Source organism: Ruegeria atlantica (genome assembly GCF_013032505.1).
Classification (GTDB): domain Bacteria; phylum Pseudomonadota; class Alphaproteobacteria; order Rhodobacterales; family Rhodobacteraceae; genus Ruegeria; species Ruegeria atlantica_F.
This window is the reverse complement of record NZ_WQCG01000005.1, coordinates 1-18,138: the sequence shown is the minus strand read 5'-3', so window position 1 is coordinate 18,138 and position 18,138 is coordinate 1. Positions and strand designations below refer to the sequence as shown.

At 59.2% G+C, this 18,138-nt stretch carries 19 protein-coding genes; 10 read left to right on the top strand and 9 right to left on the bottom strand.

The genetic code is table 11. The annotated features are described in order from the left end of the window. Position 1: 1 nt before the first annotated feature. Genes GOW92_RS25000 through GOW92_RS17275 form a run of 8 tightly spaced genes read right to left on the bottom strand, consistent with a single transcriptional unit; the run spans position 2 to position 7,701 of the window. Positions 2-673, bottom strand: coding sequence for a mandelate racemase/muconate lactonizing enzyme family protein (locus tag GOW92_RS25000; protein ID WP_254453084.1), 672 nt, complete (start codon positions 671-673; stop codon positions 2-4). After that, entirely contained in the window at positions 574-1,107 is a 534-nt protein-coding gene (locus tag GOW92_RS24995) for a hypothetical protein (protein ID WP_254453074.1), read from the bottom strand. The genes GOW92_RS25000 and GOW92_RS24995 overlap by 100 nt, the downstream gene beginning before the upstream one ends. Then, positions 1,104-2,210 (bottom strand): mandelate racemase/muconate lactonizing enzyme family protein, encoded by a 1,107-nt coding sequence (locus GOW92_RS17300; protein WP_170562445.1) that lies wholly within the window; start codon positions 2,208-2,210, stop codon positions 1,104-1,106. The genes GOW92_RS24995 and GOW92_RS17300 overlap by 4 nt, the downstream gene beginning before the upstream one ends. Continuing rightward, entirely contained in the window at positions 2,207-2,491 is a 285-nt protein-coding gene (locus tag GOW92_RS17295) for a cupin domain-containing protein (RefSeq protein WP_254453073.1), read from the bottom strand. Before GOW92_RS17295 ends, GOW92_RS17300 begins: the two co-directional genes overlap by 4 nt. Then, positions 2,488-3,594: a mandelate racemase/muconate lactonizing enzyme family protein gene (locus GOW92_RS17290; RefSeq protein ID WP_170562442.1), complete on the bottom strand. Its 1,107-nt coding sequence runs from the start codon at positions 3,592-3,594 to the stop codon at positions 2,488-2,490. The genes GOW92_RS17295 and GOW92_RS17290 overlap by 4 nt, the downstream gene beginning before the upstream one ends. Continuing rightward, positions 3,591-4,169 (bottom strand): dimethylsulfonioproprionate lyase family protein, encoded by a 579-nt coding sequence (locus tag GOW92_RS17285; protein ID WP_170562439.1) that lies wholly within the window; start codon positions 4,167-4,169, stop codon positions 3,591-3,593. Before GOW92_RS17285 ends, GOW92_RS17290 begins: the two co-directional genes overlap by 4 nt. Beyond that, complete coding sequence (locus tag GOW92_RS17280; RefSeq protein ID WP_254453072.1) at positions 4,166-5,248, bottom strand: alcohol dehydrogenase family protein; 1,083 nt, start codon at positions 5,246-5,248, stop codon at positions 4,166-4,168. The genes GOW92_RS17285 and GOW92_RS17280 overlap by 4 nt, the downstream gene beginning before the upstream one ends. Beyond that, the gene (locus GOW92_RS17275; protein ID WP_170562436.1) at positions 5,248-7,701 is read right to left on the bottom strand and encodes an FAD-dependent oxidoreductase; all 2,454 of its coding nucleotides are present in this window, start codon (positions 7,699-7,701) and stop codon (positions 5,248-5,250) included. The genes GOW92_RS17280 and GOW92_RS17275 overlap by 1 nt, the downstream gene beginning before the upstream one ends. Positions 7,702-7,769: 68 nt before the next feature. Here GOW92_RS17275 and GOW92_RS17270 point away from each other — a divergent pair, with 68 nt between their 5' ends. The 5 genes from GOW92_RS17270 to GOW92_RS17250 are packed head-to-tail and all read left to right on the top strand — an operon-like array spanning position 7,770 to position 11,746. Next, entirely contained in the window at positions 7,770-8,657 is an 888-nt protein-coding gene (locus GOW92_RS17270) for a MurR/RpiR family transcriptional regulator (RefSeq protein ID WP_170562433.1), read from the top strand. Continuing rightward, on the top strand, positions 8,654-9,742 hold the full coding sequence (locus tag GOW92_RS17265; protein ID WP_170562430.1) for an aromatic ring-hydroxylating oxygenase subunit alpha: 1,089 nt from the start codon (positions 8,654-8,656) through the stop codon (positions 9,740-9,742). Before GOW92_RS17270 ends, GOW92_RS17265 begins: the two co-directional genes overlap by 4 nt. A 19-nt stretch (positions 9,743-9,761) precedes the next feature. Further along, entirely contained in the window at positions 9,762-10,580 is an 819-nt protein-coding gene (locus tag GOW92_RS17260) for a hypothetical protein (RefSeq protein WP_170562427.1), read from the top strand. A 24-nt stretch (positions 10,581-10,604) separates the two neighbouring features. Beyond that, the gene (locus GOW92_RS17255; protein ID WP_170562424.1) at positions 10,605-11,345 is read left to right on the top strand and encodes a sulfotransferase family protein; all 741 of its coding nucleotides are present in this window, start codon (positions 10,605-10,607) and stop codon (positions 11,343-11,345) included. Positions 11,346-11,362: 17 nt separating this feature from the next. After that, positions 11,363-11,746 (top strand): carboxymuconolactone decarboxylase family protein, encoded by a 384-nt coding sequence (locus GOW92_RS17250; protein WP_170562421.1) that lies wholly within the window; start codon positions 11,363-11,365, stop codon positions 11,744-11,746. A 65-nt stretch (positions 11,747-11,811) separates the two neighbouring features. Here the strand turns inward: GOW92_RS17250 and GOW92_RS17245 are convergent, their stop codons facing one another. Beyond that, positions 11,812-12,414, bottom strand: a complete 603-nt coding sequence (locus tag GOW92_RS17245) for a helix-turn-helix domain-containing protein (RefSeq protein WP_170562418.1) — start codon at positions 12,412-12,414, stop codon at positions 11,812-11,814. Between the two features lie 147 nt (positions 12,415-12,561). Between GOW92_RS17245 and glyA the strand changes: the two genes are divergently transcribed. The 5 genes from glyA to GOW92_RS17220 all read left to right on the top strand — a co-directional run bounded on the left by glyA (position 12,562) and on the right by GOW92_RS17220 (position 18,066). Next, positions 12,562-13,815, top strand: a complete 1,254-nt coding sequence (gene glyA, locus GOW92_RS17240) for a serine hydroxymethyltransferase (RefSeq protein ID WP_170562415.1) — start codon at positions 12,562-12,564, stop codon at positions 13,813-13,815. Between the two features lie 11 nt (positions 13,816-13,826). After that, positions 13,827-15,209 carry a dihydrolipoyl dehydrogenase gene (lpdA, locus tag GOW92_RS17235; RefSeq protein ID WP_170562412.1) on the top strand — a complete coding sequence of 461 codons (1,383 nt, stop codon included), beginning with the start codon at positions 13,827-13,829 and terminating at the stop codon, positions 15,207-15,209. A gap of 14 nt (positions 15,210-15,223) precedes the next feature. Then, positions 15,224-16,168: a lipoyl synthase gene (lipA, locus tag GOW92_RS17230; RefSeq protein WP_170562409.1), complete on the top strand. Its 945-nt coding sequence runs from the start codon at positions 15,224-15,226 to the stop codon at positions 16,166-16,168. Between the two features lie 25 nt (positions 16,169-16,193). Then, entirely contained in the window at positions 16,194-17,564 is a 1,371-nt protein-coding gene (locus tag GOW92_RS17225) for an alanine/glycine:cation symporter family protein (RefSeq protein ID WP_170562406.1), read from the top strand. Between the two features lie 79 nt (positions 17,565-17,643). Further along, the gene (locus GOW92_RS17220) at positions 17,644-18,066 is read left to right on the top strand and encodes a universal stress protein (protein ID WP_170562404.1); all 423 of its coding nucleotides are present in this window, start codon (positions 17,644-17,646) and stop codon (positions 18,064-18,066) included. The last annotated feature ends 72 nt before the right edge of the window (positions 18,067-18,138 follow it).

Here is an 18,138-nt window from a genome sequence, read left to right as displayed (position 1 = left end):
GTCAAACGATCTCCAATATTGGCAGGCCAAGCACTTCGGGGTCTGGCACAACACCTAACCCCGGACCTTCGGGCGGAGCAATCCGGCCGTTGTCACGGTTTGGTGCGTCCGGGCAGATGCGCGGAGACACATAAGAGGACAAGTCGCAGGTGTTCATCAACGACCCATGCGGGGTCGAGGCCGCAAAGTGCAGCGATGCGGCTGTTACGATATCCGACCCCCATGTGCATTCGGCGCATATCTCAGCGCCCAGATGTACGGTCAGATCCCGCGCGCGGCGCATGGCCGACAAGCCGCCGAACTTCGACAGCTTCAACGCAACGGCGTCCATGCAGCCTAGTTCATGCGCCCTTAGCAGCGAGGCCAGATCATGAGCATTTTCATCGATCTTCATCGGCAGGCCGGTGGCCTGCCGGACGGCCGCGCAATCCTCGAGCGTTTTGCTGGGCTGTTCCAGCATAACATCCAGATGCGCCACAGCCCGTCCTGTGCGCGTAGCCTGCAGCCGCGAGGCGCCGCAGTTCCAGTCGCCATAAACAAGCGGACCCGGCCCTACGGCCCCGCGCACTTTGATCAGCCGTTCCGCATCGGCCTGCCAGTCGCCTTCGACCCCCAGCTTAACCTGAAACTGACGAATGCCGGTCTGATAGGCTGTCTTGGCGATCCGCGCCATGTCATCCGGCGCGATGCAGGTGATCGAATGATAAAGCGGCATGTCCTTGCGCGTCCGCCCCCCCCCAGCAACGCATACACCGGCTGGCCCGAGGCCTGCCCAAACAGGTCCCAAAGGGCGATATCGACCATGGACTTGGCATAGCGATGCCCAAGCAAAAACCCGTCCAGCTTGCGCATTGGCGCATCGACACCGAAGGGCGACATGCCAAGGATTTCCGGCCCCATCTCAGTCACGGCCGCAGGAACGCCATCGGCGTAGGCGGGCAAGTAATGTGGGATCGGGCAAACCTCGCCCCAACCCTTCAGACCAGTATCGGTTTCCAGGCACAGGATGTGGCTTTTGACCGTCGCGCAGGATTTGCCTTCGGCCATATGATAGGTTTCGTGACTGGTCAGGTCGACGGACCAAAGCGTTATCTTGGTGATCCTCATTGGTAGACTCCAACCGGATCGCCCAGCGCATCCTCGTCCGGGTGTACGCCAAGCCCCGGCGTTTCCGGCAGGTGCAGGTGGCCGTCGATGTTGCGTGGACCCCGACCGCCAGCGATATCGACGGTGATCATGTCCTGGCAGGCCCAGACGGCGTGGCAATTGTCATCCGGGATGGTGGCCGCCAGATGCAACGCTTCGGTATCGGCCAGAACCGATCCGCCTGTGGCCATCACGAACATATCGATCCCATGCGCCAGCGCGATATCCCGCATCCGGGCGGCCTTGGTCAGACCGCCGACGCGGTTCAGCTTGATCCCGAACACTTCGGCCAGCCCGTCGCGGGCAATCCGCGCGGCGTCCTGCAGTGTCACAAGGCTCTCATCCACGGAAACGGGCGAGGCATGGCGGCCCGAAATGGCAGCGATATCGTCCAGAGACTCGCCGGGTTGTTCGAATGTGACGTTCAGGTCCTCGCAGGCACTCATCACGCGCAGGGCCTGTTGCCGGGTCCAGCCTCGGTTGACGTCATAGAGGACGATCTCTCCCGGTCGCCGGATGCTTTCCACATCCCGCACGCGGGCAATAGCACGTTCCACATCGCCGCCGATCTTAACCGAATGGGCGACATAGCCCCGGCTGCGATAGCGCTCCATCACCTCTCGGGTTTCATCCACTGTCTTGGCCCCCACCGAGGATGCAATCGGACGCGGTGTCCGCGACCCGCCGCCCATCAGATCTGCAATCGGCATTCCCGCCGCTTGCCCGGCAATATCCCAGCAGGCCATATCGATCGGGCTTTTGGCATAAAGGTGGCCGGGCAAGGCGATATCCATCGCCCGCTCGACATCCAGCACCCGACGCGGATCAAGGCCCAGAGTGAACGGTGCCATCGTTTCGATCCCCGCGCGAATGCCTGGGCCATGCGCGGGAACATATGTGTGCCCCCAAGGCGTACCTTCGCCCCAACCGGTCAGGCCACTATCCGTTTCGACCTTGACCAGCGTCGCATCCAGCACTTCGAACTTTAGCCGGCCACCGGACAACCAATACGGATGCTCGAGCGGGAGATCGACATGATAGACCGAGATTCGGGTAATTTTCATTTCAGTTCCACTTCAACAAAGGACATCGGTTCGTCCCCGGCATTGATCACGTTGTGCTCGACACCCTCGTCTCGGCGATAGGCGGTTCCCGCAGGAACCGTAACCTCGTTGACCGAGCCGTCGGGCAATTCCAGCCGCATATGGCAATCGGTGACCGCCGTGATGACGTAATCCATTGCGTGACGGTGCCACCCCGTTTCGGCATCGGGCGCAAAGTCAAATCGCGTCACCCGAACGCGGGCGTCATCGATCATCTGGGTTGCAATGGCTTGCGGTCTCATAGGCTGAACTCCTCAATCGGTGCACCGAGGCTTTCGAAATCAGGCACTACGCCCATTCCTGGTGTATCTGAGGCATAGAGCTTGCCATTCCGCGACATTGGTCCGCCGATTCCGGTAGATCGCGTGCTGTAGTTCATCAGGTCGGTGGTGTTTTGCAGGTATTCGGGCCGTGTCGAGGCCGCAAAATGGGCGACAGCCGAGGTTGCGATTTCTCCGCCCCATGTGTCTTCGCTGACCACCGGTATGCGGTTTTCGGTCAGATAATCCCGCACCCGCCGCGCCTTGCTGAGCCCGCCAAGGTTCGAAATCTTGAGACAGCAGATCTCGGCCCCGCGATCCGCGACGATGCGCTGTGCCATATGCATGCCAGTGAGGCATTCATCCAGCTTCATCGGTTGCTCGGCGACACGGCGCACCTGCTGACATTCCTCATAAGTCCGGCAGGGCTGTTCCAGGATGTAATCCAGATCCCGCGTTGCCCGCGCTACCCGGATCGCGTTGTCGACGCGCCATCCCTGATTTGCATCGGCCATCGCCTTCTCGCCCGGATTTAGCAGCGGTACAGTTGTACGAATGCGGTCAATGTCGGTGGTCCAGTCACCACCGACTTTGACCTGAAACTGTCGATACCCCTGCGCACGGTATCGGTCCATTTCGGTCACCGTCTCATTCACCGATTTCTGTGGCGCGACCCGGTACATCGGCGCGCCGTCCGTCAGCTTGCCGCCGAGCAGCATCCAGACTGGCTGATCACAGGCCTTGCCCAGAATGTCCCAGCACGCCGCATCGAACGGAGCTTTGGCGTATCCATGCCCCTGAACCAAATGGTCCATCAACTGTTCTATCCGCCCCACCTGTCGCGGATCTTCGCCCAGTAACTTAGGCGCAACCAATCGTGCCAGCGCCGCCACGCCCTCGGAATGCGCAACCATGTAGTTCTCACCACAGGGCGTGAATTCGCCGCAACCCTGCAGACCGGCATCCGTATCGATGACAACTACCGAGGCGATGGCCGTTTCTATCGCGTTGCCCGCGCCCCAGACATAGGCCCCGCCGACATAAGGAAGGCCGGTCTGAAAGACGCGGATACGGGTGATTTTCATGCGGCATCCATTTTTGGCAAATCGCCCATTCCCTCACCACGCCAGAGAACGAAGGTCAGGATCGGCTCTTCGGTTGTGGTCATCGCATGGCTTTGCCAGCTTTCGTGATGGCGTGTCTGGTTTGGGCCGACATAGGCTTCGTTCCCTTCAACCCGGAACGTCGCTCCTCCGCCCACGATCAGGTAAAGCTCCTCAGCCTCATGGCTGTGCCAATCATAATGCAGGCCCGCCCCCCAATAGGCGACATAGCCGCGCAATTGGGTCGAGTGGAAATGACCGTTCGGGCCGAACAACTCGTAGTAACCGTAGCGATTGAGGAAATCGGCACCCACCTCTTCCTCGGTATAAGTGTGTTTCCATTGCGCCAGATGGGCGGTTGCCCTGATCGCGTCGGTTAAGGATTTCGTTGCACCCTCGGTCGGGAACTCGGTTTGCTGAACCAGCTCCACCGCTGGAATTTGGTTCGGCTCCAATTCCAAGGCCATGAGGTCGTCAGGCCAGGCACCAAAAGCTGATAGCTCGGCATGCGATTGGTGCAGTTGTCGAACAGCCTCGAGAACGTCGTCTATCGTCATGGGGTCACCACGATGTTGCCGGTGTGTTGTTTGGCAATGAACGCGGCCTGAGCCTCGCGCAGTTCTTCCAAAGGATAAGTAGCTGCCAGCGCAGGCTTGATCTCTCCGGCCTCGATGTATTTCACAAGGTTCCGCATCACCTGAGGGTCAATCACGGTCGATCCAGTGAAGGTCAGATCGCGCAAATAGAACGTACGCAGGTCGAATTCGACCATCGGACCGGCAATCGCGCCTGAGCATGTATACCGGCCACCGCGTTCCAGAATGTCGATCAGGTGTGGCCAGTAGGGTCCACCCACGACATCCGCGACGACCGTGATTTTCTCGTCGCCCAGCGCAGCCCGCAGGTTTTCTGGCCCACGCGGCAGGATAACGTCCGGCCCCAAGTCCGCCACATCCGCATGCTTCGCTTCCGATGCCATTGCGACGACCCGTGCACCCCGGCGTTTGGCAAGTTGTACCAACGCGCCGCCGACCCCGCCCGAGGCTCCTGGCACCAGAACTGTATCGGCGTCGTTAACATTGGCGCGGGTCAGCATGCCCTCAGCCGTCGAATAGGAACACGAGAACGTGGCAAGTTCGGCGTCCGACAGGTCGGACTGGATCGGAACGGCATTTACAGCCAGAGTTGTGGCGTATTCGGCAAACCCGCCGTCCCGCTCCGAGCCGAAATACCCGGTCTTATCCATGTTGCCCGGGTCCGACGGGTCGCGCAGCCAACCATCGGTGATGACACGTTCGCCGATCATCCTGGGATCAACACCTTCGCCTACGGCTACGATGTGACCGCAGATGTCAGCGCCCTGAATACGAGGGAAGGTGATAGGATTGCCGCCCCAAGTGGGGTCCTCTTCGCCAACCTCTTCGAACGCTCCGCCGGTGGTCGCGTCGGTGACCGTTTTGGAATACCAGCCCGATCGCGTGTTCACGTCCGTGTTATTCAGACCGCAGGCCGCAACTTTGATCAGAACCTCTCCGGCGGCGGGTTCAGGACGCGGCCAGTCTTTGTGCAGCACCATCTGTTCCAGGCCGCCATGGCCCATTGTAACCATGGCTTTCATTTTGTCGGGCAGGCTCATCAGGCGGTCTCCAATACAGCGTCGGTGCGTGGCAGCAGGCTCTCGGGATCATAGGCTGGTTCCCCCAGAACGCGGGCTGCGCGCGGTTTGCCGTGAATTACAACTTGCAACTCGGTCCCGGCAGTGGCCGCCTCGGGTTTGATGTAGGCAAAGGCGAGGATCTTGCCGACGGTATGGCCATAAGCAACCGAGGCGGTCGAGCCCACGACCCTCCCGTTTAACATGACAGCTTCGCCACCATGCCCGTCAATCTCACCATCCGGCTCGATCTCGAGGTAAGCACACACCCACGGCAGATCAGTGTTCAGGGTCTTGTCCTTGCCCAGATACTCTTTGTCGGTGCGGGCAAAGCGCAGCACATCGGCTTCGGCCAAAGTAACCTCGTTGGTCAGCTCACCTGCGCCTTTGAAACCCTTCTCCATCCGCATCACGTTCATGGCAAAGCTGCCATAGTCGGTGATGCCATACGCCTCACCCGCCGCCCAAAGCGCGTTGTAAACGTCGAGGCAGGCGGCGTTGGGCATGTGCAACTCCCAGCCCAACTCACCGGCATAGGACATACGGAAGGCCCAAACCTTGCGGCCTGCGATGGTGATCTCCTGCGCGGATAGCCAACGGAACCCGGCATTGCTCAGATCAGCATCGGTACAGCGCGCCAGCACATCCCGTGACCGAGGGCCATTCAGCGACAGGGCGGACCAGTCAGAGGACATAGCGGTGATCTGCACGTCCTCATCCGCGCACTGCTGCGCCAGATGATCCAGCAGGCGCTGTTCAAAGAAGGCCGCACAAACCAGATAGAACCGGTCGTCGGCCATGCGGACAATCGTGGTCTCCAACTCGATCCGGCCACGGCGGTTCAGCATGTGGGTCAGGGTGATCGAGCCAACTTTCTGCGGCATCCGGTTGGCTGTCAATCGATCCAGCAGGGCATAGGCATCTGGCCCCGAAACCTCGACCTTGGTGAAGGCGGTGACATCCATGATGCCAACGCCTTCGCGCACCGCTTTTACCTCAGCCGCGACCATGTCGTCGGCAGGGGTCCGGCGGAAGGAGTAATGATCGCGCTGCTCCACACCGTCCCGCGCGAACCAGCGCGGGCGTTCGAAACCATAAACTTCCTCATGCACCGCGCCTTTGGAATTCAGCAACTCATAGAGCGGCGACGGCTTGATCGGGCGCCCTTCCAGACGGTTGAAATGCGGGAAGGGAATTTCGTGGCGCAGGCAGTAGTCTTCCTCGGCCTTGACCACCTGCCAGTCCTTGGTCGCATAGCTGCCGAACCGGCGCGGATCGTATTCGCGCATCGAGATATCCGCTGCCCCGTGAACCATCCAGCGCGCCAACTCGCGGGTTAGGCCCGGCCCCCAGCCGATGCCGATTTGCGTACCACAGCAACACCAGTAGTTGCGAACGCCCGGCGCGGGACCGATCAGCGGGTTGCCATCCGGCGGGTGCGAAATTGCCCCGTGAACGTCGCGCTGAATACCCAGCTCGGCGAAAATCGGCATGCGGTTGAGGCTTTCCTCAAGCCACGGCATCACCCGATCATAATCCGCGTCGAACAGCCAGTTTTCGTACTCCCAAGGGCAATGGTCGTGCCAAACCGAGTTCGGGTTCTCTTTCTCATAGATTCCAATCAGCCCGCGCTGCTGCTCCATCCGGATATAGCCCGAGACCTTGCGGTCATCGCGGATCACCGGCAGTTCTTTGTCCAGGTTCTGGAACTCGGGCACCGGCTCGGTCACGAAGTAGTGGTGGGTCATCGAGGTCATAGGCAATTGCAGCCCTGACCATTCGCCCATCTGACGGGCATAGGTGCCGCCAGCGTTCACCACATGCTCGCAAGTAATGGTGCCCATTTCGGATTCGACCACCCACTCGCCATTGTCAGCCTGTGTGATGTTGGTCGCGCGGCAATTGCGGAAGATGCGCACGTCCTTCTGACGCGCCCCCGTGGCCATCGCCATGGTCACGTTGGTCGGATCCACATGGCCGTCATCCGGCGTGTGCAACGCCCCCAAAACACCTTCGAGATTATAGAACGGGTGCAGTTCGGCCACCTTTTCAGGCCCGACCAGTTCGATGTTGAATCCAAGCGAACAGCCCACCGACAGGGTATGACGCAGCCAGTCCATTTCATCCTCGGTATAAGCCAGACGGAACGAACCGCAGCCATGCCATGTGACGGGCTGGCCGGTCTCCGCCTCCAACTGACCGGAATACAGGCCGATGTTGTAATCCACGCATTTCCCCAGCCCAAAGCTCGAAGTCGAATGCGTGATCTGGCCTGCCGCGTGCCATGTGCTGCCACTGGTCAGCTCAGCCTTTTCCAGCAGGACAGTGTCACCGCCCCACCCTTCATGCGCCAGGTGATAGGCCAGACCGACCCCCATGACACCTCCGCCCACGATGACCACGCGGGCATGTGACGGCAGATTCTTCTCGGACATGATTTTTCCTCTTCCCGAGTCGCGTTTCTGCTCGACAGGCTAATTCCACAAATGTACCATCGTCAATCATGAATGACACAAATGTATCATCAATCGTTCTCGACCGCCTCACCGAAGAGTGGGACGCCCTCACCCCTGAGGCGCAGAAAGCCGCACGATACGTGCTGGAAAACCCAACGGACGTTGGGGTTTCAACAGTGCGCGAGATTGCCGAGGCGGCCAAGGTCAAACCCAACACTTTTGTTCGGATGGCACGTCAGGTGGGCTTCGAAGGGTACGAGGATTTCCGCGCCCCGTTCCGCGATGCGATTCGGCGGGGCACCGTGTCGTTTCCTGACCGCGCCCGCTGGCTGCAGGACATTGGCAAGTCAGGGGATCTGGGCGGTCTTTATGCCGATATGATTGGCGCGGCGATCCGCAATATCGAAGAGACCTTTGCAGGGATTGACGCCACATCCCTGAAAGCAGCTGCTGAAGATATCTGGAACTGCCGCCAGATTTTCACGCTGGGCGTGGGCGTCAACAATTCGAATGCACGCAACTTCACTTACCTTGCCTCAACGGGAATGAAGCAGTTTCATGCCATCCCGCGTCCCGGATCGACTCCGGTGGATGATCTGGCTTGGGCTGACCAGCAGGACGTGCTGATCGCGATCACTTGCCACCCCTATCGCACCGAGGTCATTGAGGCGATCAAGTTGGCGCGGCAACAGGGTCTGACCGTTGTCGGCATTTCCGACAGCCCGGCCAGCCCGGTGATCCTGAACGCCCATCACGGCTTTGTCGTCGCCGCCGACACACCGCAATTCTTTCCGTCATCCGTTTCGACCATCGCGTTGCTGGAAACGCTGCTGTCCTTCGTGATCGCAGTATCCAGCGATGAGATCGTCGAGCGGGTGGAACGGTTTCACCAACGCAGACACCAACTTGGCCTCTACGCGGAGGAGCCCGAATGAACGCACCCCTGACCCACTCATTGGACGCGCGCTATTACACTGATCCGGCGGTTTTCGCGCAGGAAATGCAGGGCCTTCTGGCCCGGACATGGCAATTTGCAGGTCATGTGGCTCAGGTGCGGGAATCGGGGGACTATTTCGCCTTTGAGATCGCCGGTCAGAACCTGTTCTGCATTCGCGGCCGCGACGGGGAAATCCGCACCTTCTACAACGTCTGCCAGCACCGCGCGCATGAGATGGTGACCGGTGCGGGCAACACCCGAGTCGTCGTCTGCCCCTACCACGCCTGGACCTATGAGCTGTCCGGCCAACTGCGCGCCGGGCCCAACATCAAATCTGTCCCCGGTTTCGACCGCAGCGCCATCTGTCTGACCTCGGTCCGCACCGAGGTGTTCAACGGTTTCATCTTCGTCAACCTCGATGACGACGCCGCGCCGATGGACGAATGGTACCCCGGCGTACGCGAGGAAATCCGCGCCTTTGTTCCGCATATCGACGATCTGGAACCGCTGGAATGGGTCGAGATTCCGGAAAACTGCAACTGGAAGGTCAGTATCGAGAACTACTCGGAATGCTATCACTGCCCGACCAACCACCCGACCTTTGCCGAAGGCGTGGTCAAGCCCGAGACCTATGACATTCAACCCGACGCAGGCGGTGGCTATGTGCTGCGCCATACGACCGAGTGTCAGAGCCTCGACAAGATGACCTATCCCATCGACCTGTCGGTGCCGCACGCGGGCGATTACCAATCGTGGTTCCTGTGGCCGATGTTCTCGTTCCAGTGCTATCCGGGGAATGTGCTGAACACTTATCACTGGCGCGCCGTGGACTCGGACCACTGCACCGTCTGGCGTGGCTGGTACACCGAGGGCGGATCGGAAAGCGCGGTGATCCGGCAACTGGCGGTGCAGGACCGCGAAACCACGGTCGAGGAGGACATCCATCTTGTCGAAAGCGTTCACCGCGGCCTGAAATCCCGCGGCTACCGCCCCGGGCCGCTGGTACTGGACCCGGGCTGCGGCGTGATGTCGGAGCATTCGATCGCGCGACTTCAGCAATGGATGCGCGAAGCTGTGGATTAATGATCGAGGTGACCCACCCATGTTGATGCCCGAAGACTGGCGCCCGGAACACAAGCTATTCCCCCATCAAGTTGGGTTTACTAGCCCACCTTTTGATTTCGATGCGGCCCCGTCAGACTTCCTGCGCATGTGCTCAGAAACGGTTGGCGTGCATGGCTGGATGCTGCACGTCCCGAACTACGTGCACGGGCTGGACCAGCGCAAACAGAACTTTGGCATGCTCGAGGACTTTGTGCATTGCATGTCCCGCAACGGTGTCGATGTCTGCGGTCAGGTCGGTTCGAATTGGGTCCACGCCTGTGGATTAGGCGTCGAAGGGGTCCGGCAGCATTGCGCGGATCTGTCGGACAAGTACGGCACACAGTTCCACATGGCCGGTTACGCCATGGTCGAAGCGCTGCGCGAAATGAATGTTGAAAAAGTTGCACTGAACGCGGCCTATCACTGGCCTGAATGGTGGCAGGGCACGGCTGGGTTTCTGAAGGAAGCCGGGTTCGACGTACTGTATGCCGGTAATTTCCACGATCAGGGATGGTTCGACAATCAGGAAGAGGTCAATTCATACAGATGGGTGTTTGACGGTGATCTCGCGATGAAAAGTTTCGAATACGTGGCCGAACAGGCCCCGCAGGCCGATGCGATCCTGATCAATGGCATGTGCAATTTCCGCACCGGGCCGAACGGTCTGCCACAGCGCCCCCTGCATCTTGCGGATACGCTTGAGGCCGCGCTTGGCAAACCGGTGATCGGTCACGACATCGCGCTGTACTGGCGTATCTTCAAATCTCTCAACCTCGCGCCGGAAATACCGCACGGGGAACTTCTCCGACGGCTATAGACCACATTTCAAAGGAACATCGCCATGACCAAAATCCTCGCGCTCTGGGCGGTGCCCCGCTCTACGTCCACTGCTTTTGAATGGATGATGCGACAGCGCGGAGATCTGGACTGTCTGCACGAACCTTTTGGCGAGGCTTGGTATCAGGGGGAGGACCCGCTGTGGCACAGGTTCAAACCGGGGGATGTGACGACGCCGGGCCTAACACTGGAGACAGTGTGGTCCGACATTCAAGCTCGTGCGCAAAAGGGGCCTGTCTTCATCAAGGACTTCCCGCATTACATCAATCACATATGGAATGCCGAGTTCCTGTCGAACTTCAACCACGCCTTCCTGATCCGCGATCCGGCAAAAACGATCACCTCGATGTACAAACAGTGGCCCGACTTCGCCGAAGGGGAAGTCGGCTTTCCTGAACAGCGCGCCCTGTTCGATCTGATTGCAGCCCTGAACGGCACGCCGCCGCCCGTCATCGACAGTGATGACCTGCTGGAAAACCCGCACGCCATGACCGAACGCTTTTGCGAAGCGGTCGGCATCCCGTTTCTGGAAGACGCGTTGAGTTGGGAACCCGGTGGCGACCCATCCGCGCACTCTTGGTGGGATGGCGGGTCGTTCCACGCCAATCTGGCCAATTCGACAGGGTTGGCCCCGCAGCCCCGTAAACATATCTCGATCACGGACGCGCCGGATCGGGTCAAACAGGTGTACCGCCGGATGAAACCCCACTACGACCACCTGTACAAACATCGCCTGACGGGCTGATACACCGGAGAGAAGACATGGCAGACATTTTTGACGAAGACCTATTCCTGAAAGGTCTTGAGCAGCGCAAGAACATGCTAGGCGCGGAATACGTGGAAAAGAACCTGGCGGCGGCAGATGACTTTACCCGTCCGTTCCAAGAGGCGATGACCGCCTGGTGCTGGGGATTTGGCTGGGGCGATGACGTGATCGACGCCAAGACGCGGTCGATGATGAACTTGTCCATGATCGGCGCGTTGGGGAAAATGCATGAATGGGAAATCCACTGCAAAGGCGCGATCAACAACGGCGTCTCGCCCGAGGAAATCCGGGCCATCATCCACGTCATCGGAATCTATTGCGGTGTCCCACAGGCGCTGGAGTGTTTCCGCGTTGCGCGTAAGGTTCTGGGCCACACCTAACCCAAGCAACACCCAACCCAAAAAGCGGCCCGTTGGGCCGCTTTTTTCTGCCTTGGGCGCCAAGGTTATTCGAGCGAAACCCACAAGACTTTGGCGTCTTCCTCACTGGTCGAAATACACCCGTGCCCCATTCCACTGTCGTAATAAAGTGAATCTCCGGCCTTCATCGGCAGCGGGCGGTAATGCTCTGACACAAAAATCAGCTCTCCGCTGATGACATACATGAATTCTTCGCCCGTATGCCGGATCCAGGTTTCGAACTCTGACAGGTCGCGAGCTTTGATCGTCGCGATATAGGGCAGCATCCGCTTGCTGGTCAGTTCCGGACACAGCAATTCGTGCATATAGGTCGGCGTGTTTTTGACTTCGCCCTCTCCTTTGGGGGTAAAATCCCGCCGGCCCGAGATTCCGGATTGCCCTGACTGCAGAAACAGCTGCGGCGTGCTCATATCCAGCGCCTGCGTCAGCCTGCGCACAATATCAAAACTTGGTCGCGTCTGGTTGTTCTCGATCTTCGACAGGGTGGACCGGCCGATTCCCGCGGCGCGTCCGGCCTCCTCCAAAGTCCAGCCTTTTGCACGGCGTGCATCACGAATGGAACGCCCCAGAACCTCACCTTCATCCAGATCTTCCGGTGAGGAAACATCACCACGGGTCTCGTCGCCCATAAAAATCTCCCTGTTTTATCAGAGGTTACTGACTTCCCCCACCGCGCACAACTTCACAAATGTGAGATATATGTTGCTTTAGCTGCACGATTTCCACTATAGGAAAAAAAATTTCGTACTGAGGATTCGGTGCTGGAGGAGGAAATCATGTTCAAAACGTCGCTCACCGAAGCTGATCCGGTTGTCGCAGCGTCAATTGCGCGAGAAGGCAAACGCCAGGCTGAACAGATCGAACTGATCGCATCCGAGAACATTGTCTCGCAGGCTGTGATCGATGCGCAGGGGTCCGTCCTGACCAACAAATACGCCGAAGGCTATCCGGGCCGTCGCTATTATGGCGGCTGCGAATACGTGGACGAAGTTGAATCCGAGGCCATTGATCGTCTGAAACAGCTGTTTGGCTGCGAATACGCAAACGTTCAGCCGCATTCGGGTGCACAAGCAAACGGCGCCGTTAAACTGGCCCTGCTCAGCCCCGGTGACACGATTTTGGGCATGTCGCTGGATGCAGGTGGCCACCTGACGCACGGAGCCAAACCTGCGCAATCCGGCAAGTGGTTCCGACCGATCCAGTACGGTCTGACGGACGCAGGTCTGATCGACTATGATCAGGTCGAGGAATTGGCCAAGGCTGAAAAGCCAAAACTGATCATCGCAGGTGCGTCGGCCTATTCTCAGAAGATCGATTTCGCCCGTTTCCGCGCCATTGCAGACGAAGTTGGCGCTTGGCTGCTGGCTGACATGGCCCATATCGCTGGTTTGGTTGCAACGGGCCTGCACCCCTCGCCCGTCGGTCATGCACATGTGGTCACATCGACCACGCATAAAACCCTGCGCGGTCCGCGCGGTGGGATCATCCTAACCAACGATGAAGCGCTGGCAAAAAAGATCAATTCAGCCGTCTTCCCCGGCCTTCAGGGCGGCCCCCTGATGCACGTGATCGCCGGCAAAGCGGTCGCATTTGGCGAAGCGCTGAAGCCAGACTTTAAGAGCTACATGCAGCGCGTCGTGGACAGCGCCTCGGAGCTGGCAAACGTTATGATGGCACGGGGATGTGACATCGTTTCGGGTGGCACCGAAAACCACCTGATGCTGGTCGACCTACGCCCGCTGGGCGTGACAGGCAAAGACGCGGAAGCCGCGTTGGAGCGTGCCGGGTTCACCTGCAACAAGAACAGCGTGCCGGGCGATCCGGAAAAACCTACCGTGACCAGCGGCATCCGTTTGGGAACCGCTGCAGGCTGCAGCCGCGGCTTTGGACCGGAAGAGTTCAAACAGATTGGTCACCTGATCGGTGATGTGCTGGACGCTCTGGCCCAGTCGCCGGAAGGCGACGCGACGATCGAATCCGAAACCCGCGAAAAAGTCCGCGCGCTCTGCGCCAGTTATCCGATCTACTGAAAGACCACGAAATGAGCATCTACGACCTAATCGTCATCGGGGGCGGACCCGGCGGATACGTTGCAGCGATCCGCGCTGCACAGTTGGGACTGAAAGTGGCTTGCGTTGAAGGCCGCGGTTCGCTTGGCGGAACCTGTCTGAATGTGGGGTGCATACCCTCCAAAGCGTTGCTGACCTCCTCGGCCAAATATGCCGAGCTTGCACATCTCTCCTCCCATGGCATTGCTGTCGAGGGGGCCAGCATCGATCTGAGTTCTATGATGGGGCGCAAGGACAAGATCGTCGGCGATCTGACCAAGGGTATTGCGTTTCTGTTCAAGAAAAACGGCGTCGATCTGATCGAGGGCTGGGCCAGTATCCCCTCTGACGGGCAGGTCAAAGTTGGCGACGATGTTTATGAAGCCAAAAACATCCTGATCGCCACCGGTTCCGAGCCAGCACCGCTAAACGGGATCGAGATTGACGAGCAGGACATCCTGAGCTCGACCGGAGCAATCGCGCTGGACGCTGTACCCGAACATCTGGTTGTCGTCGGTGCCGGGGTTATCGGGTTGGAGCTTGGCCAGGTCTGGTCCCGACTGGGCGCCAGGGTGACGGTAGTTGAATATCTGGACCGCGTCCTGCCCGGAATTGATGGCGAGATCGCGAAGCTCGCGCAGCGCGCGTTGTCCAAGCGTGGCTTGAAGTTCCAACTGGGACGCGCATTGAAAACCATCGACAAGACCAACGTTGGACTGACGCTGAAATTGGACCGGGTCGGCAAAGACAAGGAAGAGGTGATCGAGGCTGACAAGGTCCTGATCGCCGTCGGACGCCGCCCCGTAACGCGCGGGCTTGGGCTGGAAGATCTGGGGATAGCCTTTGACCCGCGCGGCTTTATCCAGGTGGACAAGTCGTTCCGGACTTCGGTCCCCGGCATCTATGCGATCGGCGATTGTGTTTCCGGCCCGATGCTTGCCCACAAGGCTGAAGAAGACGGTGTCGCCTGTGTCGAGATGCTGGCAGGTGAATCCGGTCACGTGGACTACAATACCGTTCCTGGCGTTGTGTACACGGACCCCGAGGTCGCCTCGGTCGGTCTGACCGAGGAAGCGCTGAAAGAGGCTGGGACCGAATACGCCGTCGGCAAGTTTGCCTTCATGGCCAACTCACGCGCGCGCTCGACCGGTGAGACAGACGGCGCGGTCAAGGTTCTGGCCGACCCGAAAGGCAACATCCTAGGGGCGCATATCTGCGGTGCACACGGTGGTGACCTGATCGCTGAATTGGTTCTGGCCATGGCCAAGGGCGCCACCGTCGCTGAAGTCGCCTCAACCTGTCACGCTCACCCGGCAATGGGCGAGGCCGTCAAGGAAGCCTGTCTCGATGCCATGGGCCGCGCAATCCACGCCTGAGAGGGAACAGCCAGATGACCATCCAGCTTCGCACCCGTCACCCGGAAAAAGCCAAGAAGGCTGACAGTGTCATCCCGCGAAAACCGAAGTGGATTCGCAAGAAAAAGATCGACGGGCCCGAGTATTACGAGACCCGTCGCCTGATGCGCGACCACAATCTGGCAACGGTCTGCGAAGAGGCCGCCTGCCCCAATATTGGCGAATGCTGGTCCAAACGTCACGCCACCATGATGATCATGGGCGAGGTCTGCACGCGCGGCTGTTCCTTCTGCAACGTCTCCACAGGACGCCCCGATGCACTTGACGTGTTCGAGCCGGGCCGCGTCGCGGCAGCTGTCAAGAAGCTGGCCTTGCGCCATGTGGTCATTACATCTGTCGACCGCGACGATCTGGCGGATGGCGGAGCCGAACATATCGCCCAGACAATCCGCGCTGTGCGTCATCAAAACCCCGAAACCACGGTCGAGGTTCTGACCCCCGACTTTCTGGGCAAAGGCAGCGCTGCCGACGTGGTTTTCGACGCCGCACCGGATGTGTTCAACCACAATCTGGAAACCGTCCCGCATTTGTATCCAACGGTGCGCCCTGGCGCGCGCTACTACACATCTCTGCGCCTCCTGGACGATGCAAAACGTGCCAAACCCGAGATTTTCACTAAATCCGGCCTGATGGTGGGCCTGGGCGAAAGCCTGAACGACGTTCGACAGGTGATGGACGACCTGCGCGCAGCAAAGGTCGATTTTCTGACCGTGGGTCAGTACCTGCAGCCGACACCAAAACACCACCCGATTGACCGGTTCTGGTCACCGGAAGAGTTCGCCCAATTGGAACAGATCGCAAGGTCCAAGGGCTTTTTGCATGTGTCCGCAACACCGCTGACACGTTCGTCGTTCCACGCCGACGAAGACTTTACCGCCCTCAAGCAAGCCCGCCAGCGGGCCATCGCCAACGGGGCATAAACCAAACGCAAATGGGAGGGAAACCATGGAAGCGTTAAATTCAATCGTAGGAGCCATCAATGGCGTCGTATGGGGGCCGCTGATGCTGGTCCTCATCCTTGGCGTCGGCTTCTTCCTGCAGGTAGGGCTGAAATTCATGCCGATCCTGCGCATTGGCACAGGCTTCAAGCTTTTGTTTGCAGGCCGTGAGGGTCAGGGCGATGGGCAAATCAGCCCGTTCAACGCGCTGATGACCTCTCTGTCGGCGACCATCGGTACCGGCAACATCGCCGGTGTGGCCACTGCTGTCTTCCTGGGCGGTCCGGGCGCTTTGTTCTGGATGTGGATGACCGCCCTGGTGGGCATGGCCACCAAATATGCCGAAGCCGTCTGTGCGGTGAAATACCGTGAAAAAGACGAGCTCGGTAACTTTGTAGGCGGCCCGATGTACTACATCAAAAACGGCCTCGGCGCAAAATGGGCCTGGCTGGGCGTTGCATTTGCCCTGTTCGGTGCAATCGCGGCCTTCGGCATCGGTAACGGCGTACAGGCCAACGGTGTTGCTCAGGTTTTGGAATCGAACTTCGGCGTGAACACCTCGGTCACTGGCGTTATCTTGATGGTGCTGACCGCGGCCGTAATTTTGGGTGGCATTACCCGCATCGGTGCGGTTGCCGGCAAATTGGTTCCAGCCATGGCAATTGCCTACATCATCGCTGGCCTGCTGGTTCTGATCATCAACATCGGCGAGATTGGCAACGCGCTGTCGCTGGTCTTCACCTATGCCTTCACTCCTTCGGCGGCCGAAGGTGGTTTCGCAGGTGCAGCCGTATGGGCCGCGATCCGCTTTGGTGTGGCACGGGGCGTGTTCTCGAACGAAGCCGGTCTGGGATCGGCTCCGATCGCGCACGCAGCAGCCGAAACCAAGGGTCCGGTCAACCAGGGCCTGATTGCGATGCTGGGTACGTTCATCGACACCATCATCGTCTGCTCGATTACCGGTCTGGCAATCATCTCGACCGGCGCATGGACCTCGGGTGAATCGGGCGCTGCCCTGACCTCGCTGGCGTTTGCGACTTCTCTGCCGGGTGGCGGTCACCTGATCGCAATCGCGCTGTCGATCTTTGCCTTCACCACAATCCTTGGCTGGTCGTTCTACGGCGAGAAATGCGTCGAGTTCCTGTTGGGCGTCAAATCCTTGCTTCCGTACCGCGTTCTTTGGATCGTTGCGATCTACTTCGGCGCAACTGCGGATCTGGGCTTTGTCTGGCTGTTGGCGGATACGCTGAACGCCATGATGGCCATCCCGAACCTGATCGCTCTGGCCCTGTTGAGCCCGATCGTCTTCAAACTGACGAAAGAGTTCTTCGCCTCAGGCGGCAAGTCAGAAGAACCGGGCGGCTCACCTGCCGAATAATCCCGGAACCGACAAAAACGGGGGGCCAGCCCGGCCCCCCGCCTTTGAAACAGAATTCCATATCTCGAGGAGAGACGTGATGGCCACGAAAATCCTGCTGCCTATTGATCACACCGACGACCGCTCGTGGAAACTGGCCCTGCCGGTCGCACTGGAACAAGCGAAATTCTACGGTGCCGAACTGCATGCGGTTGCCGTCATCCCCGAGATCATCCAGTTGCCGAACCTGCCCGCCAATTATGGTGCAGGCGCTAAAGATCACGTGCGCAATGCGGTTCAGGCCATTCTGGATCATGCCAAAGCCTCCAACGTTACAATTCACGTCGAAGAAGGCAGCGTGTACCGCGAAATCCTGAAGCTGGCCTACAAGGACGGCTTTGATCTGATCGTCATGGCGTCGACCAAAGGCGATTTCCCGAATTATGAAATTGGCCCGAACTTGGCCCGGGTCGTGCGCAACGCGCATTGCACCGTCATGGTCGTTCGTGACCAGTCCCGCTGATTGAAAGGTTGAGAATTATGACCGAATTGAAACGCACGCCACTTTACGATCTTCATGTTGAGTTGGGAGGTA

Excerpts from the sequence above, each read along its gene's own strand:
- GOW92_RS17265 (WP_170562430.1), top strand. The coding sequence starts at position 8,654 with ATGAACGCACCCCTGACCCACTCATTGGACGCGCGCTATTACACTGAT.
- GOW92_RS17250 (WP_170562421.1), top strand. The coding sequence starts at position 11,363 with ATGGCAGACATTTTTGACGAAGACCTATTCCTGAAAGGTCTTGAGCAG.
- GOW92_RS25000 (WP_254453084.1), bottom strand. The coding sequence starts at position 673 with ATGGCGCGGATCGCCAAGACAGCCTATCAGACCGGCATTCGTCAGTTT.
- GOW92_RS17255 (WP_170562424.1), top strand. The coding sequence starts at position 10,605 with ATGACCAAAATCCTCGCGCTCTGGGCGGTGCCCCGCTCTACGTCCACT.
- GOW92_RS17280 (WP_254453072.1), bottom strand. The coding sequence starts at position 5,248 with ATGAGCCTGCCCGACAAAATGAAAGCCATGGTTACAATGGGCCATGGC.
- GOW92_RS17295 (WP_254453073.1), bottom strand. The coding sequence starts at position 2,491 with ATGAGACCGCAAGCCATTGCAACCCAGATGATCGATGACGCCCGCGTT.
- GOW92_RS17275 (WP_170562436.1), bottom strand. The coding sequence starts at position 7,701 with ATGTCCGAGAAGAATCTGCCGTCACATGCCCGCGTGGTCATCGTGGGC.
- GOW92_RS17270 (WP_170562433.1), top strand. The coding sequence starts at position 7,770 with ATGAATGACACAAATGTATCATCAATCGTTCTCGACCGCCTCACCGAA.
- glyA (WP_170562415.1), top strand. The coding sequence starts at position 12,562 with ATGTTCAAAACGTCGCTCACCGAAGCTGATCCGGTTGTCGCAGCGTCA.
- GOW92_RS17225 (WP_170562406.1), top strand. The coding sequence starts at position 16,194 with ATGGAAGCGTTAAATTCAATCGTAGGAGCCATCAATGGCGTCGTATGG.
- GOW92_RS17260 (WP_170562427.1), top strand. The coding sequence starts at position 9,762 with ATGTTGATGCCCGAAGACTGGCGCCCGGAACACAAGCTATTCCCCCAT.
- GOW92_RS17285 (WP_170562439.1), bottom strand. The coding sequence starts at position 4,169 with ATGACGATAGACGACGTTCTCGAGGCTGTTCGACAACTGCACCAATCG.
- GOW92_RS17290 (WP_170562442.1), bottom strand. The coding sequence starts at position 3,594 with ATGAAAATCACCCGTATCCGCGTCTTTCAGACCGGCCTTCCTTATGTC.
- GOW92_RS17300 (WP_170562445.1), bottom strand. The coding sequence starts at position 2,210 with ATGAAAATTACCCGAATCTCGGTCTATCATGTCGATCTCCCGCTCGAG.
- lipA (WP_170562409.1), top strand. The coding sequence starts at position 15,224 with ATGACCATCCAGCTTCGCACCCGTCACCCGGAAAAAGCCAAGAAGGCT.
- GOW92_RS24995 (WP_254453074.1), bottom strand. The coding sequence starts at position 1,107 with ATGAGGATCACCAAGATAACGCTTTGGTCCGTCGACCTGACCAGTCAC.
- GOW92_RS17220 (WP_170562404.1), top strand. The coding sequence starts at position 17,644 with ATGGCCACGAAAATCCTGCTGCCTATTGATCACACCGACGACCGCTCG.
- GOW92_RS17245 (WP_170562418.1), bottom strand. The coding sequence starts at position 12,414 with ATGGGCGACGAGACCCGTGGTGATGTTTCCTCACCGGAAGATCTGGAT.
- lpdA (WP_170562412.1), top strand. The coding sequence starts at position 13,827 with ATGAGCATCTACGACCTAATCGTCATCGGGGGCGGACCCGGCGGATAC.